We start from the raw sequence: 17,405 nt of genomic DNA on the forward strand, positions 1-17,405 counted from the left end.
ATTAGAATAACATGCAGTTTTATGTGCTACCAAGTGAAATTGAGATAATAATTGATAAAATTCAATAAAGCGCTGTATTTAAGTAATGTTCTAAATTAATCATGGATAGTATAGCTTGAAAAGAATATGATGCTCATTATCTTATAAAAACAATTTTATGACCATTACAATAGATTTTCAACTTTTATCCAGCGGCTTGAATGATAGGCAGCGTGCGGCAGTATTTCATACCGAGGGTCCGCTCCTGGTACTAGCTGGAGCTGGTACCGGCAAAACCAAAGTATTAACCACCAGAATTGCTAATATTATTAATAAACAATTAGCAGAGCCACAAAATATATTAGCCGTAACTTTTACCAATAAAGCTGCAAAAGAAATGCACGAGCGTATTTGTGGTATGATTGACTGTTATGGCCTTAATATCGGTACCTTTCATTCGATCGCAGCAAAAATTCTCCGTAGCCATATTAGTATTTTCGCCTCTAATCTAAGCACTAATTTTACCATTATTGACCAGGATGAACAAACTAAGTTAATTAAAGATATTGCCATCATTAGTGGAATTGATATTAAAACCTATACTCCCAAATTACTGCAAATCATTATTGCTCGCTGGAAAGACCAAGGTTTATTACCAGCTAAGGTTTCAAATAGTGATCTAAAATCAGATGTACAAAAAATAGCAAAAAATATCTATATTACCTATCAAAACCAGCTAATCGCTGCCAATGCCGTAGATTTTGGTGATTTATTACTTTATAACAACGAACTTTTTATCAATAATCCTGATTTGTTGAAATATTATCAAAACAAATTTAAATATATTTTAATTGATGAGTATCAAGATACTAATGCTGTGCAATATTTATGGACTAGAATGTTAGCTTCTAATTCCAAGAATATATGTTGTGTCGGTGATGAAGATCAGTCCATATATAGCTGGCGTGGGGCAGAAATAAGCAATATCATGCGTTTCTCGCGCGACTGGGATAATGCCACAGTGATTAAGCTTGAACAAAATTACCGTTCTAGCTCAGAGATCCTGGCAGCAGCATCAGGCTTAATTAATAATAATAAAAATCGTCACGACAAATCATTATGGACAGAAAATAACACTGGCGAAAAAATTAAAATTATTTCCTGTTGGAATGATTTAGAAGAAGCAAGATTTGTAGTCAGTGAAACTGAAAAATTAATGTCAACTTGTGGTTATCAGGCAAATCAGGTAGCAATATTAGTCCGAGCTGGTTTTCAAACAAGAGCATTTGAAGAAGCTCTGATTAATAAGCTCCTGCCCTATCAGATCATTGGTGGTGTCAGATTTTATGAAAGGATGGAAATACGAGATGTCCTAGCCTATATTAGAATTACCTTAAACGATAATGATAATCTGGCTTTAGAACGTATTATTAACATCCCCAAAAGAGCGATTGGCAATATTACACTTAAAACTATCAAAGACTACGCGACAACAAATAATATTTCAATGTTGTATGCAATCAAACAAATGCTGCCACAACAAATTTTTAAAAATAAGATTCAAGAAAATTTAGAACAACTAACCACTCAAATAACTAATTGGGCGCAGCGAATGCAAAATGAATCAGCAGTAACTGTGACCTCGTCGATATTGGCCGAATCTGGTTATCTGGAGATGTTAAAACAAGAAAAAACCGAAGAATCTCGTACTCGCATCGAAAATATCAATGAAATGCTTAGCGCTATAGCGGTTGCTAATAATATATATGAGTTTCTGGAACATGCTAGTTTAGTGATGTCCAATGATTCATTAGCATCAAATTTTGGCGGAGCAATCAGTGTAATGACTCTACATGCTGCTAAAGGATTAGAATTTGAAGTCGTATTTCTACCTGGCTGGGAAGAAGGTATATTTCCTCATCAAAAATCACTGACAGAAGAAAAAGGTTTAGAGGAAGAGCGACGTATAGCCTATGTTGGCATTACTAGAGCTAAAAAATTATTATATATCACCTTTGCCGAACGACGAAGAATGTATAATGAAATACTGGACTCGTTACCTTCTAGGTTTTTGGCAGAAATAGCTGAAGAAGTCTGTATACGTTCTTCTTCTACCAACCAGTTAAATTATCTCGGTAAGAGAAGCGGCATATCACAATCTTATAAAGAAAATAAGTTTAATCAATTATTAAAACCACCAGAACATCTTCTTACTAATGAGCAGAATATGTTACGACCAGGATCCAAAGTTACACATATTAAATTTGGTACTGGGGTGGTGATTCGTCAAATAGATGATGTCCTGGAAGTAGTGTTTGCAAATGATAAAACTATTAAAAAAATCAAAAAAGATTTTTTGCAGTAATTGACATAATTCACTGAATTATGGTAATCATAATTTACGATTCCAGATCCAACGCACTGTTCTTAAAATAGGTGAATAAAAATCTTCACCTATCGGCATATTAATTTTGTTTAGATCCGTATCAGGAATTGATAAAAACTGAATCCTTGGTGCATCAGAGATAATAGCGATGGGAGTACACTCATTGCCCTCACCCATAACTAACACGGCAGCGACTGCTAAAGCGTCTAAATTGTTAATTACAGTCATTTTGATACCTCTACCAAAAATATCTTGCTTGCCTATATAACTGAACAATGGTTCAAAACCACAATATCCGATAGCAATTCCGGTTACTCCTCGACGCAGCGCTGTAATATTACTATCAGTAATTATTATCCCTAAATTACTAATATTATTTTTTGCACGCAAATATTGCCAAATCTTAGCAGCAATTTGTTGGATATCCAATGGATACAAAATGTAATGATTATTACCATTTGATTCATCAATTCCAGCAAACGGTACTAACATATTATTTTTTATCGTTAAACAAACTCTACCATCATTATACTCATCGGCAATATAAGCATCAGCTTCTTTTTTTATCAGATCATTTTTATTTGGCACGTCCGCACAAGCTAATATGCGATTCTGGCTTAGACTAATAATTTTGGAAGAAATAGCTATTATTGTACTTTCTGTGAGGGATGGCAGACAACGATCTAGTATCTCAGTAATTTCTTCACCTGAACTAACCGGAGCAGTTTTAACAGCCTGAATGTGCATTTGATATACTCCTGGTCATTCCATCCAGAAATTGCCATAATAATTTAGCACCATTTGTTGCTCCATCAATAACCGATTGCTGCTGTCTTGAGCCAAGCTCCTCAATAATTCTAGCACATTCGGCAGAATGCCATTCATCTGCTTCCAGATGTACTGTAAAAAATTTCAACGATCTTTGATCATTAACATCATAAAATTTCTGCAAACCTTCTATTTTTGACTTGGCAACCTCTGGAGTTTGGCGTTCATATGCATATAAAGCACCAAGACCAGTGGCAAAATCTTGATATACCAGCCTAAAATAGCCATCTACCAATAGCCTGGTTTCATTTAAGGTCGGCTCATTTAGCATATCAAGACGATTACAACCAAGCTTTTCAGCGAAACGTAACCATAGCTCTGGATGATTATCCTCACCCTGCTCTTCTTCAATCAAATTTTCTAATAATATCTGCCGATGAGGTAAATGCTCACATGAAGAATGAATAGCGCTAACATATCTTGGAAAAGCAGCTACATGCTTATAATATTCCTGAGCATATAATTGTAATGTCTCACTGCTTAAACAACCAGCGCTCCAAGATTGATAAAAATCATGTTTTAGCAAATTATATTGCTCTAATTCGTCATTTAATCTAGTAATAAAATTCATATCCTTACCCGGGGTTTAGAGGGTAGATGCAAACAAAACATTAATTGAATTTTTGCCTATTTTCTTATCTTTCTACTACAAATTTTATGATAATAGCACCACTATTATCATAAAATTTGCCTTGAAATATAAGAAAATATTCTAAAAATCATCTTAACGTTTTATTTGCATCTATCCTCTTAAATATTTATAAATGATAAAATCTTTATGCTCACTAATTATGTTATAAGACCAATTCTCAAGTAAATGCAATGGAAAAAATACATCTCCACCATAGACTCGTTTAAATTTAGTCAATATAAATTCTGCAATTAAATTATTTACTAAAAATAAATTTGTAATTTGCGCACCACCGATCATAAAACACTTATGGTCTCTATAATCGTTTATTAAAATCAAAAATTCCTGTAGAGAAGATACAAATACTATATTTTCTTTAATCTGAACTCTAGCTGTTCGCGAAAAAACTATATTCCACCTGTTCTCCAAAGCTCTCTCAGGCATTGCAGCAAATGTCTGATACCCCATAATCATTACATTACCGACGGTTGTTTTACGAAAATGTTCAAGCTCTTCTTCTGCATTCCATGGTAATTTATTATTTTTGCCGATGGCGCCCATTAAATCACAGGCCATAATTCCAGTTATTAATTGGTTGTGCATTCCTCACCTAAAGTCACCTCTGTCCTCTTGTCATCCAAAAAAAGTTGTCAATCATCCCGAACACATAACGTCATGTTGAGGATAACACTCAGTGTGTGTTCAGTATACATTTTAGACGTGATTTATAAAACCTTCTCAAAGAAATTTGATCTTAGGTACAAAACACCGCTTTTCTTGCTACAAAAAAGCGTTGATGTTTTTCGATGTCATGCACTCGTAAATAATCCACTCCTAGCTGAGATAGTTCCTGTGACACAGCTAACGTTTCTATATCTCGATCTACAGCTTGCGCTTTACAAAAACTAGTCATGTAGGACTTTCTTGAATGACCGACAAATATCTGACACTCCAACTCTTTTAGTTTTTGAGTAGCTCTGAATAACATTAGATTTTGATAAATTGATTTACCGAAGCCAATGCCAGGATCAAGAATAATCTGTTGCCTCGCAAAACCACAAGCAATCAAACGAGCGATAACTTTCTCTGTCCATAGTAATATAGTATCAATAGGAGGTATATTAAAATCTATGCAATTATTTTTATCTGGAGGTATAGAAAGTGAATGCATTACCACAATGTTACAGCCATGATCCGCTATAAACTTTAAAGTGTTATCATCTAACTCACATTTTTGATCATTGATCCAAGCAATATCATATTCTATTATTGTTCTATGGATCACTTCCGGTAAAAAACTATCGATACTGATAGTCAATTCATAACCGGACTCCTGTAGCTGTTTAATATTTTGTAAAACTGGCTGTAACCGCCTCCATTCTTCTTCTGCTCCTACCATTATCGCATTTGGACGCGTAGACTGAGCACCAATCTCAATGGTATAAGCCCCCTCCTCACTCAAAGCTAATATTTTTTGTGTGGCGATTTGTGGATCAAAATATAAACCACCATCAGAGAAAGAGTCTGGAGTGATATTGACAATAGCCACTAATTTTGGATTTAAGACTAAACTTCTTAGAAAACACTCTTCAACTCTTACATTTTGGTGAGCTATCTGAGCAAAATTCATACCATAATAATTACTATCAGCTTCTTGCCAGCGATATTGCACATTCATCATTGCCAGCAAATGTATTAAAAACGGCCGCAACAATAATTCCGGATGTGGCACTTTTAAGTCAGGCAGCTCTAAATTATGAGCATCCCATAATAATATGTCTAGATCTATTGGACGAGGAGCCCATTTTGTACGTAATTGATCTCTGCCACATAACACTTCTATTGCTTTAAGGTCAGATAGTAACTCGATTGGAGACTTAGTTGTGAGGCCTGCGACTATCATGTTAAGATAGGGTATATTCCAGGATTCTGGTGCATCTGCAGGCAGCAATGCTTTAGTTTCCAGAACAATTGATTCTTCCAACATTGTAAAACCATGCTTCTCTAGCTCCGTCACTGCTTTTCTTAAATACGCTAACCGATTACCTTGATTTGAACCAAGACTAAGATAAATCATTAAATCCAATTATTTTGGTGTTTTTTAGATAGTATTCAGTTAACTTGAACTTTGTGTCTAGGTAGTCATGCTGAACACACTTGATGTCATCCTGAGTTCAGGATGACTACCAGGATATTATAACTCGGATGAACAATCTGGAAGCTATTTTTTTCCGAAATAACTGAACGACACCCCTCCATACAACCCTGGTATTGGTGGCGATATTTTAGTAGCAACTACTTTAATTTGTAGATTATTATATCCTACTTCATTGATATAATTAAACAAGGCATCGTAAACACTTACAGTCAAATGCTCAATCAAATTAAACTCTTTGCCTTCGACAGTTTCTTGAATTAACTCTACTGCTTGTCGATAGCATATACTATCACTGATAAGATCAGTATATGCCCCCTTAGGAGCTGCTGGAAAAACAAAACTAGTGCTAATACTAACCGCCTGTGGATTTGCTCTTTCTTCAGCGCTACAGCCTAAATATACCCAAATTCGTAGGTCAGTAATTTTTAATTCAGGTAAATTAATTTGATCAGGCATATACTCCTTTTATCTTTTTGGTTCGTTCAGTAAATAATCTTCTTTCCATATTTCTCTATATAGCATTGGATCAATATTGCCGCCAGAAAGCAATACCAGAATCTTTTTTGAACCTTGTTGATTCTTCAACCATTGTTGTACACAAGCCATATTTAAGGCACATGATGGCTCACAAGCTACTTTGAGCAAATGAATGAGCCAAGCAGTCCAATAATATATAGCATATTCATCAGCTAGTAAGAATTGATCAAGCTTTTGAATATAGCGAAAGGTACGCATCGATAATGCTAAAGTTCTGAGACCATCAGCGACTGTATCAGGAGAATGTGTAAACGAGTATATACTACCCTGCTGCAAGGATAAAAAAGCATCATTAGCTTGCACCGGCTCACAGCCTATTAATAAGCTGGTAGGAGACAGTAATTCTTTAGCCAGATAAGTTCCAGAAATCAAACCGCCACCACCACAGGAAGCAAAAATAGCGTCAGGACTAAATTTCAATTGTTGTAAGGCTTCATAACATAAAGTCCCTCCCCCTGCTATGGTCGCATCGCTATCTGAAGGGTGTAAATAATAAAAGCCATTTGCAGCATCATTTTTTGCCTGTAGTTCTGCATCAATTCTAGTTTCAGTATAAATTACCTCAGCTCCATAATGTACTGCAGCTTGCTGTTTAACCTGGGTAGTATTTTGTGGCAAATATATCCGAGCATGAATTCCTAGTAGCCTAGCTACCCAAGCCAGCCCAATACCATGATTACCAGTACTGTAAGCGACGATTTTTTGTGGCAACTGATTTTGTTCCTGTAACTCCAACAAATGATTAAGTACTCCTCGTACTTTAAAAGCTCCGGTTTTTTGTAAAGACTCTGCTTTAAAATAGATCTCGGCATTTAATAATTCATTTAAAGTTTCAGAATGCAGTATTGGAGTTTCGTGCAAATATGCACTTATTCTCATATAAGCTTTAGCTACTACTGATGGTGATTGAATATAATCAAACATAAAAATTTATTTATAGTATATAATTGCTGGTAATCAAATAAGCTCTGCACCTTTGCTGAGTCAGATAAACGAAGGTTAAAATTGAAGAAGTGCTAGGAGTTCCTTCGTCTGCGAAGCGGAGCGTACACTTTGTTTGTTTCGCATCGCAGACTCTTCGAGAACGACAACGCAATTTTCAATTTTCACCGAGTATATCCTTGAAATGTAGAGTAATGCGGCTTATATAAGCTACAAGTTGAGAATTATAAAAATTCAAAATTATTTATCAAGGTTTTTACATGCAAGCATCACAAACACTACCATTACTTGCACTCAGAGATATAGTAATATTTCCAGGGATGATTGCTCCTATTTTTGTTGGACGCGAAAAATCTATTTTAGCACTCTCTGCAGCGCAAAAAGTTGAAGGTAGTCAATATATATTATTAGTTACTCAGATACAACAGAATGCTGATGATCCAAAACCTGGAGATCTTTATAAAATTGGAGTAATCGCCAAAATTATTCAAACGATTAAGCTACCCAATAACAATGCAAAAATTTTAGTTGAGGCCATTAATCGAGTCGAACTATCAAAAATTTCCAATCATGAATGGTTAATAGCCAACTATAATATTATGCCGGATCAAGAAGTTGATGATTTGGAAGAACTGAATATAGTCACATTAAATGTGGTAAATATTTTTAAAGAGTATGTACAGCAGAATAAAAAAATTAATCCTGAAATTTTAAATATAATTAATGAGCAAAAAAATCCAAGTTATATCTTAAATATTTTATCATCTCACCTAACCTGTGCAGTAGAAGTAAAGCAAACTCTACTTAATGAAGTAGATCTGCTGCAACGAGCAAATTTATTAATACAGATTATTGAAGCTGAAATGGCTCAAATCACTACCGAACAAGCATTGCAGCATAGGGTAAAAAAACAGATTGAAAAAACTCAGCGAGACTATTACCTGCACGAGCAAATGAAAGCTATCCAGAAAGAACTCGATGGTGGTGATGAAAAGTCTGATTTTTATGACATTGAGAAAAAAATTAAAGCCTTAAAAATGTCAAAAGAAGCTCAAACAAAAGCTGAAGCTGAGCTTAAAAAATTAAAAATGATGAACCAGATGTCAGCTGAATCTTCAGTGATCAGAAATTATCTGGATACGCTGGTAGCTTTACCTTGGGGAAAAATTGACAAAGAAAAAATAGACATCAAGAAAGCTGAAGCAATTTTAAATCGCGATCATTTTGGTCTAGAAAAAGTTAAGGAACGGATCATTGAGTATTTAGCAGTATTACAACGTTCTAAAAAAATTAGAGGACCAATATTATGTTTTATTGGACCTCCAGGAGTTGGTAAAACTTCTTTAGTGAAATCGATAGCTGAAGCAGTTGGTAGAAAATATACTAAATTTGCTCTTGGTGGTGTTAGAGACGAAGCAGAGATTCGTGGTCATCGAAAAACTTATCTCGGCTCAATGCCTGGCAAAATCATTAATTCATTAAAAAAAGCAAAGACTGATAACCCAGTAATGCTGCTTGATGAAATCGACAAAATGGGAGCTGATTTTAGAGGGGATCCAGCAAGTGCTTTACTGGAAGTACTTGATCCCGAACAAAATAGCACTTTTGTTGATCATTATCTGGAAGTAGAATATAATCTGTCAAATGTAATGTTTATTGCCACTGCTAATACTTATAACTTACCACGTGCATTACTGGATCGTATGGAAATAATAAGTATTTCTGGTTATGTGGAAGCAGAAAAAATGCAGATTGCAAAAAAATATCTAGTCCCCAAACAATTTAAGATGCATGGCGTTAAGCAAAATGAAATCCATATTACTGATGAGGTAATTCTGGAACTGATCAGATATTATACCAAAGAATCAGGGGTTCGTTCCTTGGAAAGAGAAATTGGCTCGTTAACTCGTAAAGGACTAAAACAAATTCTTAGTAATAAAAATATTCTGGAATTAACAATTACTCCGGATAATCTCGAAGAATATCTAGGAGTTAAAAAATATCGTTTTGGTTTAGCTGAAGCAAAAGATCAGATTGGTGCCACTACGGGTCTTGCTTACACTGAAGTTGGTGGTGATTTATTAACCATTGAAGCAGTATCTTTTCCTGGTAAAGGCGAGATCAAAACTACCGGTAAACTTGGTGATGTAATGAAAGAATCTGCCGCAGCTGCATATAGCTGTTTCCGCACTTGTGCTGATAGTTTTGGTTTAAAATATGAAGATTACAAAGATCTGGATATTCATATACATGTACCGGAAGGAGCAATTCCAAAAGACGGACCTTCTGCGGGGATTGCAATTTTTACCACAATAGTATCATTAATGACACGAAGACCAGTAAAATATACAGTAGCGATGACTGGAGAAATTACTTTAAGTGGTAAGGTTCTACCTATTGGTGGGTTAAAAGAAAAATTACTTGCTGCTAGTAGAGGTGGTATTAAAACTGTCTTAATTCCACAAGATAATGTTAAAGATTTAAAAGATATTCCGGCAAATATTAAAGATAATTTAGAAATCTTGCCAGTAGCAACTATTAATCAAGTTTTAGAATTTGCATTAGTGAAATAGATGGATATTTAGACCTTGCTGTGATTTTTTACGCTCAAAAACATCACTAGCATCGCTGGAGTATTGTATAACAATAGTTAAATCTACTATCTCTGTTGCCTTTGTTCCACCGCTGTCTTCTCGGCTCTCTTTTGCCATACCGAACACATGTAATGTCATCCTGAAACAAGTTCGGGATGACATTACATGTGTTCGGTATGGCAAAATTCGAGGTGACAAAAAAAACAGCGGTAGAACAAAGGCAGAGGGATGACAAAAACAGCGGGAATGACATCAGGGCATTGAATGTCATTAGTTAAGTTGTATAAACATCAAGTGTAATCGATTAACTATAATAACTCCAACATCTACTCAACAAGTTTTTAATTATATGTCAGATTTATTCAACTTTGATCAACAAAAGAAACTAAAAAATAAAGAGCAATCTTCTTATACTGCAAAAGATATAGAAGTCCTGGAAGGTTTAGAACCAGTCCGTAAAAGACCAGGTATGTATATAGGGGGTACTGATATTACTGCCATGCACCATTTGGTTTCCGAAGTATTGGATAACTCCATGGATGAAGCGGTGGCCGGCTTTGCAAATCTGATTAGCATTACTGTACATAATGATAACAGCATTACCGTTACTGATAATGGTCGAGGAATTCCGGTAGATAACCATCCCAAATTTCGTAATAAATCTGCACTTGAGGTAATTTTAACTACATTGCATTCTGGTGGCAAATTTTCTGATAATGTCTATCAAACAGCTGGAGGACTGCATGGAGTGGGTGTTTCGGTAGTTAATGCATTATCTGAGCATCTACAAGTTACGGTTTATAAACAAGGAACTGCTTTTACTCAAACCTATGCCAAAGGCCATCCTTTAACTACCTTACAAACTGCAGATGCGCCAAAACGATTGAAAGGCACTGCTATTACCTTTCGTCCCGACCAAGAGATTTTTGGAACATCTGCACGCTTTAGCCCGCAAAAATTATATGATCTGGCAAAATCAAAAGCCTATTTATATCAGGGTGTAGAAATAGAATGGGAATGCCATCCTGCTTTGATTAATGATTCCATAACTCCAACAAAAGCCATTATCCATTTTCCAGCAGGGTTGAAAGATTATTTAAGTTCCAAAATTGATCAGGATAAAATAATTGCTGGTAATATTTTCAGTGGTATCCACCGTGTCAATAAAGAGTCCATAAAACTTGAATGGGCTATTGCCTGGCATGATGACACTGGTTTTATCAAATCATATTGTAATACTATTTTTACCCCGTTAGGTGGAACTCACGAACAAGGAATAAAAACTGCTTTATTGCGTGGTTTGAAAACATATGGGGAGATGGTAGGAAACAAAAAAGCTCAGCATATAATAATTGAGGATATTCTAGATTCTGCGTGCATTATCATGTCAGTATTTTTTAAAGATCCAGTATTTCAAGGACAAACTAAAGAAAAATTAGTCTCACCCTCTATTAGTAAAATTATTGAAAATATTATCAAAGATCATTTTGATCATTGGCTCAGTAGTAATAAAGCAGCAGCAACAAGCTTATTAGAATTTATTATAAATACCGCTGATTTACGAATTAACCGTAAGAATGAAAAAAACATTGCTCGCAAAACCGTAATCCAAAAATTACGCTTACCTGGTAAATTAGCGGATTGCATAAAAGAAACAGCTCAAGGTACGGAATTATTTATTGTTGAAGGCGATTCTGCTGGTGGATCTGCTAAACAAGCCAGGAATCGTGAAAACCAGGCAGTATTACCCCTACGTGGGAAAATACTTAATATTGCCAACTCAACTATGGATAAAATTGCCAATAATCAAGAGATACAAGATTTAGAAATAGCGCTTGCCTGTGGATCGCTAAAGAATTTTCGTATTGAAAATTTACGATATGAAAAAATTATTATCATGACTGACGCTGATATTGACGGTGCCCATATTGCTTCACTGCTGATGACATTCTTTTATTTCAGAATGCCCAAATTAATCACCATGGGACATTTATATATTGCTCAACCACCACTTTATCGCTTGACACAGGGTAGTAAAACTTATTACGCTGCAAACGAAGAGCAGAAATCTATTTTAATAAAAAAATTATCGAAAAATAGTAAAAGCAAAATTGAAACTGGTAGGTTTAAGGGACTAGGAGAAATGACACCAGCACAATTAAAAGAAACGACTATGCATCCTGAAGGCAGGATAATGTTTAGAGTAAATTTACAAAATCAGGAAGAAGCGTTTACTATAGTAAATGATTTGATGGGCAAAAAACCAGAAAAGCGTTTTGAATTTATTCAAAACCAGGCTCTAATCAAGATGGGAAATATTATAAATAATTTAGATATCTAAAAAGTAGTTAAATATGTATTTACGCCTAATCACTTTTAATATTATTTTACTTATTTGCACATATGCACTTGCGGATAAACAAACATCCAATCAGCTTTATTATAAGCAATTTCAAGAAATCTTTGAACGCATCAATAAAGATTATGTACAAGATCCTGATAAACAAAAAATGACTGATTCTGCAATTAATGGGATGTTAACTTCTCTCGATCCTCATTCTGGCTATTATACTGATGAAGATTTAGAAGATTTTATTAATCAGACCAAAGGTGAATTTGGCGGTATTGGCGTTGAAGTAATGTATGATAATGGTGCAATCAAAGTAATCTCGCCAATTGATGATTTGCCAGCTGACAAAGCAGGTATTAAAGCTGGAGATTATATAGTTGGAGTCAATGATGAATTAGTTTCAACTATTGGTTTTAATAAAGCCGTCAAAGAAATGCGAGGCGAGCCTGGTACTAAAGTAAAGTTATTTGTCATTAAGAATGATGAAGTTAAGCCACAAGATATTGAATTAACCAGAGAAATAGTAAAAATAAAACCAATCAAGTCTCATTTAGAAGAAGGCGGTGTCGCTTATATAAGAATTGTTACATTTAATGAACACACTATACAAGAGCTAAAAAAAGCTTTTAAAAGCGTTGAGGCCAGTAGCACTGCTGCTGGTGGTATTAAAGGTATTATCCTTGACTTACGGAACAATCCAGGTGGCTTATTGGATCAAGCAATTGCTGTTAGTGAATATTTTATTGAATCAGGAGCGATTGTAAGTACTAAAGGTCGTACTGATGCTAATAATTCAGTGCTTACTGCTAGTAAATTTACTGCAAAAGCACCAAATGTTCCGATAGTAATTTTAATTAATTCAGGATCAGCATCTGCTTCTGAAATTGTTGCTGGTGCTTTACAGGATTATAAACGAGCAATAATTCTTGGTACTAAATCTTTTGGTAAAGGTTCAGTTCAAACCTTTGTACAAGTCAGCCCTAGAGCTGCAGTCAAGCTCACTACCGCTAGATATTATACACCTTTAGGTCGCTCGATCCAGGCTGAAGGTATTGAACCAGATATCATCATTGAGCCTGCAAAAGTTGAGTATCCTGGGCAAAAAAATGAAGAGAGACGTTTTTCTGAGTCTTCTTTAAAAAATTATCTAAAAAATGATAATAAAGACTTAAAAGACGATGATCAAAAAAAGGACAAGGAAAAACTTAAAAAAGATAAAGATAAAGATAAACCGGAATTAAAAATAGAAAAGGCTGAAAACTATCAACCGTCAGAGCTATATCAAAAAGATTACCAATTTGCTAGAGCTTATGATTTAATTCGTGGATTAATTCTAAGCAAAAATAAGTAATGTATATACCCTCGACTTCAAAAGTTGATAGGAAAACGAGCGGTAAGCACTTGCTGCACGTTACTTATACTTGAGGACATGCGAATCCCGAAGTTTGACGCACCAAATCTTGAAGTATTGCAGGTATTCGTTAAATTTTAAGAATTGACGTTGTCGTATTTGAAGATCTTTGTTACACAACAAACTAAAGCTGCAGACTTCGATGCTTTCGAGTGGATCTTAAAATTTAACTTCGTCTACTCTAAACTCAAGCTTAAAAGCACATAGTATATAATATGTACGCCAATAAAAAACGAATTAAAAATTATTTGATTATTATTAATATTTTGCTTGGCGGAGTAACTTTAGCACTATTAATATTTGGAGTATTTGTTGTTCAACCACAACAAGTGGCAACAGCCACTAAACTTCAGCAATACATATTTTTTGATTTAAAAAAGTTGGCAAAAAATAGTGTATCTGTTTTAAATCCTAGTGCAGAACAACACACTACTGAACATAAGGAAGCACAAATAGATGATAGAAATAAATTTATTCTCCGAACTCAACATCCCCGCATAGCAATAATTATTACTAATCTTGGATTAAATAGATTACTGACGGAGCTTGCTTTAACTATGCCACCTCAAATCGCTTTAGGGTTTTTACCATACACCACAAGCTTAAAACCTTTATTATATAAAGCTAAAGAAGATGGTCATGAAATATATCTGAATATCCCATTTGAAACAGATCGTTATAATAATCATGGACTTAATGCTAATTTCACTGCTGATGAAAATATTAAAAAGTTAAAAAATATACTAGCTACTTGTAGTGGATATCATGGAGTTTATAGTAAAAATCAGGAAAATTTCATTGATAACCATAATTTTATAGACTTAATATTAGAGGAATTGATTGTCAGGAAACTTATTTTCATAGTAGGTAAAGATATAAATACAGTTTTACCTAAATATATCTTAGGTAAAAAACAAATTATACCAACTAGTATAATAATTGACCAAGAAGCTGAAGCTGAAGAAATTAAGAAAAAGCTTGATTTATTAATAGAGCAAGCAAAAACAGATAATACTGCTATAGCATATGTGCATGGTTATGCTATTACTCTAGATATAGTAAAAGATTGGCTACCAACATTAAAGCAGCATAATATTGAATTAGTGCCAGTATCTGAATTATTCAAAGAGTCAGATCTGTGAATAATATAACGCAAAAAAATTACAGCAATTTACCATATCGACCAGGAGTCGGTATGATGATAATTAATAACAAAAATATGGTGTTTGTTGGTAAACGTGTTGATACTAGAGTTGAAGCATGGCAAATGCCTCAGGGTGGTATTGACCTTGGAGAAACTCCAAGTAGTGCGGCAATGCGAGAAATGGCTGAAGAAATTGGTTCTGATAAAGGCTATATTCTAGCAGAAAGTAAATACTGGTATAGTTATGATTTGCCTAAATTTTTAATTCCAAAATTGTGGAATGGTAGTTTTCGTGGACAGAAACAACGCTGGTTTTTGATTAGATTCACCGGATCTGACCATGATATTAATATTAGTGCCTATAATCCAGAATTTAGTGAATGGCGTTGGGTTAGTTTTGCAGAATTGCCAATAATCATTATTCCCTTTAAACGTAAACTATATCAAGCCGTCATTGATGAATTTTCTGAAGTATTATCTTCATTATTACTAGGTGCATAGATTCTATAATGTGAGCATTGTTCACAGTTTTTAAAATTGAACGTCAATATAAGACTTACAAAGCTGACAACCAAAGTCATTGCGAGGGCGTTGGCGAAGCAATCCAGTTCTTTGCGCTGGTTTTTCTGGATTGCTTCAGAGCTAAAGCTCTTCGCAATGACGATTTTTTCTAAAAATCGTGAATAACGCTCACTCTATAATAATATCTTTTATCTGTAATTGAACTTTTGTCACTTGTTGCCAGCTATTTAATTTTAGTGTGCCGATGACAGATAAAGTATAAGGTTTTGCATTTAGTAAAATATCAGCAATTGCACTATTAATCGCATTAAAAGCAATAGCACTGATCGGCTTATTATTATAACTATCTTTATTAGGAGCTAATAAACAACTAATATGGTTAGTGCCAACAATGTTTGCTTTTAAGACAAAGAGATTGGAAAACCTAAATATTGGCTCAGGATTACCATTACCAAATGGTTCCAGATGATTTACTTCTTCCATAAATGCTGTAGTTAGGCTTTTGCTAGTCAGCTCCGCATCATAATATACTATACTTTGTTCATCAAAACTCATCGCATCAAGCGGACACGCCTGGTTAAAATATTGTTGCAGTGCGGTTAATTGCTCTTGCATTACTGTAAAACCTCCAGCCATCGCATGACCTCCTCCATTTACAATTAGGCCTTGATGCTTAGCATTAATAATTTTACTACCAAAATCAATGTTTTTAATCGAACGACACGAAGCCTTACCCACACCATTATTTAATGCAATCACCGCTGTTGGCTTATTAAATCTATCTTTCAACCGGCTTGCGATAATACCAATAACTCCGACATGCCATCCTTCCCCAACAATAAACAACATATTTTCACTGCTTTGAGCCTCTGCTTTCGCGATTGCGTCAGAAAGTATCAGCAGCTCAATTGCCTTTCGTTCACTATTATATACTTCCAATTCCTGGGCAAATTTTATGGCGTCAGCCTCTATGTTAGTGGATAATAAATTTGCACCAAGACTAGCCTTCCCTACTCTACCACCAGCATTAATTCGTGGACCAATAACAAAACCTAAATGATAACAATTTAATTTTTCTGTGATATTAGTATTATCGCATAATGTTTTAAGACCGATATTCTGACGCTGCAGCATTATTTTGAGCCCTTGAGCCACAAAAGCTCGATTTAAAGCAATTATTGGCATAACATCACATACTGTCCCCAGCGCTACCAAATCCAGATATTGCATTAAATTTGGCGGCAATTGCTCCTTAAAATAACCATCATTTACCAGCCTTGTCCTTAATGCAATAATAAATAAAAACGACACTCCAACGGCTGCCAGATATTTATAATCACTAGTTTCATCAATACGATTTGGATTAACCACCGCAACAGCATCGGGTATTCCCTCAACACTTAGATGATGATCGATTACGATTACCTCAAGCCCGATATTATTGGCATGCTCCACTGCTTCAAAAGCTACCGTGCCACAATCTACAGTAATCACCAGTTCAGTACCTGAATCACGGATACGCTGCATCGCTGTCATATTTGGGCCATACCCTTCCAGAATTCTGTCCGGAACATAGATATCAACTGCTACACCAATATCTCGAAAAAATAATTTTAGTAAAGCACTAGAAGTAGCACCATCAACATCATAATCAGCAAATATACAGATTTTTTGCTGATTTTTGATTGCAGTAATTGTCCTAGTAACTGCTTTTTCCATATCTAGTAAATGTAGAGGATCTGGTAATAAGTCTCTGATTTTTGGCGATAAAAATTCTGAAGCTTCTATTAATGAACTGGTTCTAAACGACAATAATTTTGCTAGCAAATCACTGATTACTAACTGATTGCTTAAATCCCGAATATAATTTTCGTTTAATGGATTCTGTTGCCAAATTTTACCGCATACTGATTTTGTCATAAT

General features: G+C 34.8%; 14 protein-coding genes. 6 read left to right on the top strand and 8 right to left on the bottom strand.

All coding sequences use genetic code 11. The features are described from left to right. The first annotated feature begins 157 nt into the window (after positions 1-157). Positions 158-2,344, top strand: a complete 2,187-nt coding sequence (locus tag R2I74_RS01830; RefSeq protein ID WP_316353427.1) for a UvrD-helicase domain-containing protein — start codon at positions 158-160, stop codon at positions 2,342-2,344. Positions 2,345-2,371: 27 nt separating this feature from the next. On the opposite strand, the gene R2I74_RS01835 is transcribed toward R2I74_RS01830, so the two are convergent. The 6 genes from R2I74_RS01835 to R2I74_RS01860 form a co-directional block, all read right to left on the bottom strand. Next, a complete protein-coding gene (locus tag R2I74_RS01835; protein ID WP_316353430.1) occupies positions 2,372-3,112 on the bottom strand; it encodes a coenzyme F420-0:L-glutamate ligase in 741 nt (246 codons plus the stop codon). Then, the gene (locus tag R2I74_RS01840; protein ID WP_316353431.1) at positions 3,093-3,764 is read right to left on the bottom strand and encodes a CADD family putative folate metabolism protein; all 672 of its coding nucleotides are present in this window, start codon (positions 3,762-3,764) and stop codon (positions 3,093-3,095) included. The genes R2I74_RS01835 and R2I74_RS01840 overlap by 20 nt, the downstream gene beginning before the upstream one ends. Positions 3,765-3,935: 171 nt before the next feature. After that, positions 3,936-4,427 carry a dihydrofolate reductase gene (locus tag R2I74_RS01845; RefSeq protein ID WP_316353434.1) on the bottom strand — a complete coding sequence of 164 codons (492 nt, stop codon included), beginning with the start codon at positions 4,425-4,427 and terminating at the stop codon, positions 3,936-3,938. A gap of 151 nt (positions 4,428-4,578) precedes the next feature. Continuing rightward, positions 4,579-5,901, bottom strand: a complete 1,323-nt coding sequence (gene folP, locus R2I74_RS01850) for a dihydropteroate synthase (protein WP_316353438.1) — start codon at positions 5,899-5,901, stop codon at positions 4,579-4,581. Between the two features lie 144 nt (positions 5,902-6,045). Next, positions 6,046-6,438, bottom strand: coding sequence for a dihydroneopterin aldolase (locus tag R2I74_RS01855; protein WP_316353442.1), 393 nt, complete (start codon positions 6,436-6,438; stop codon positions 6,046-6,048). A 9-nt stretch (positions 6,439-6,447) separates the two neighbouring features. Further along, positions 6,448-7,443 carry a serine/threonine dehydratase gene (locus tag R2I74_RS01860; RefSeq protein ID WP_316353444.1) on the bottom strand — a complete coding sequence of 332 codons (996 nt, stop codon included), beginning with the start codon at positions 7,441-7,443 and terminating at the stop codon, positions 6,448-6,450. Between the two features lie 278 nt (positions 7,444-7,721). Between R2I74_RS01860 and lon the strand changes: the two genes are divergently transcribed. After that, entirely contained in the window at positions 7,722-10,034 is a 2,313-nt protein-coding gene (gene lon / locus R2I74_RS01865) for an endopeptidase La (protein ID WP_316353446.1), read from the top strand. On the opposite strand, the gene R2I74_RS01870 is transcribed toward lon, so the two are convergent. Further along, complete coding sequence (locus R2I74_RS01870; protein WP_316353449.1) at positions 10,023-10,217, bottom strand: hypothetical protein; 195 nt, start codon at positions 10,215-10,217, stop codon at positions 10,023-10,025. The genes lon and R2I74_RS01870 overlap by 12 nt on opposite strands. Positions 10,218-10,404: 187 nt before the next feature. Here R2I74_RS01870 and parE point away from each other — a divergent pair, with 187 nt between their 5' ends. The 4 genes from parE to R2I74_RS01890 all read left to right on the top strand — a co-directional run bounded on the left by parE (position 10,405) and on the right by R2I74_RS01890 (position 15,461). Then, positions 10,405-12,396: a DNA topoisomerase IV subunit B gene (gene parE / locus R2I74_RS01875; protein ID WP_316353451.1), complete on the top strand. Its 1,992-nt coding sequence runs from the start codon at positions 10,405-10,407 to the stop codon at positions 12,394-12,396. Positions 12,397-12,409: 13 nt separating this feature from the next. Next, entirely contained in the window at positions 12,410-13,756 is a 1,347-nt protein-coding gene (locus tag R2I74_RS01880; protein ID WP_316353453.1) for a S41 family peptidase, read from the top strand. 275 nt (positions 13,757-14,031) lie between these two features. Continuing rightward, the gene (locus R2I74_RS01885) at positions 14,032-14,958 is read left to right on the top strand and encodes a divergent polysaccharide deacetylase family protein (RefSeq protein ID WP_316353455.1); all 927 of its coding nucleotides are present in this window, start codon (positions 14,032-14,034) and stop codon (positions 14,956-14,958) included. A 5-nt stretch (positions 14,959-14,963) separates the two neighbouring features. After that, entirely contained in the window at positions 14,964-15,461 is a 498-nt protein-coding gene (locus tag R2I74_RS01890; RefSeq protein ID WP_394355845.1) for an RNA pyrophosphohydrolase, read from the top strand. A 189-nt stretch (positions 15,462-15,650) separates the two neighbouring features. Here R2I74_RS01890 and recJ read toward each other — a convergent pair whose 3' ends face one another. Beyond that, positions 15,651-17,402 (bottom strand): single-stranded-DNA-specific exonuclease RecJ, encoded by a 1,752-nt coding sequence (gene recJ / locus R2I74_RS01895; RefSeq protein ID WP_316353458.1) that lies wholly within the window; start codon positions 17,400-17,402, stop codon positions 15,651-15,653. Positions 17,403-17,405 lie beyond the last annotated feature (3 nt).

The sequence above is a fragment of the Candidatus Trichorickettsia mobilis genome (assembly GCF_963422225.1).
GTDB lineage: Bacteria > Pseudomonadota > Alphaproteobacteria > Rickettsiales > Rickettsiaceae > Trichorickettsia > Trichorickettsia mobilis_B.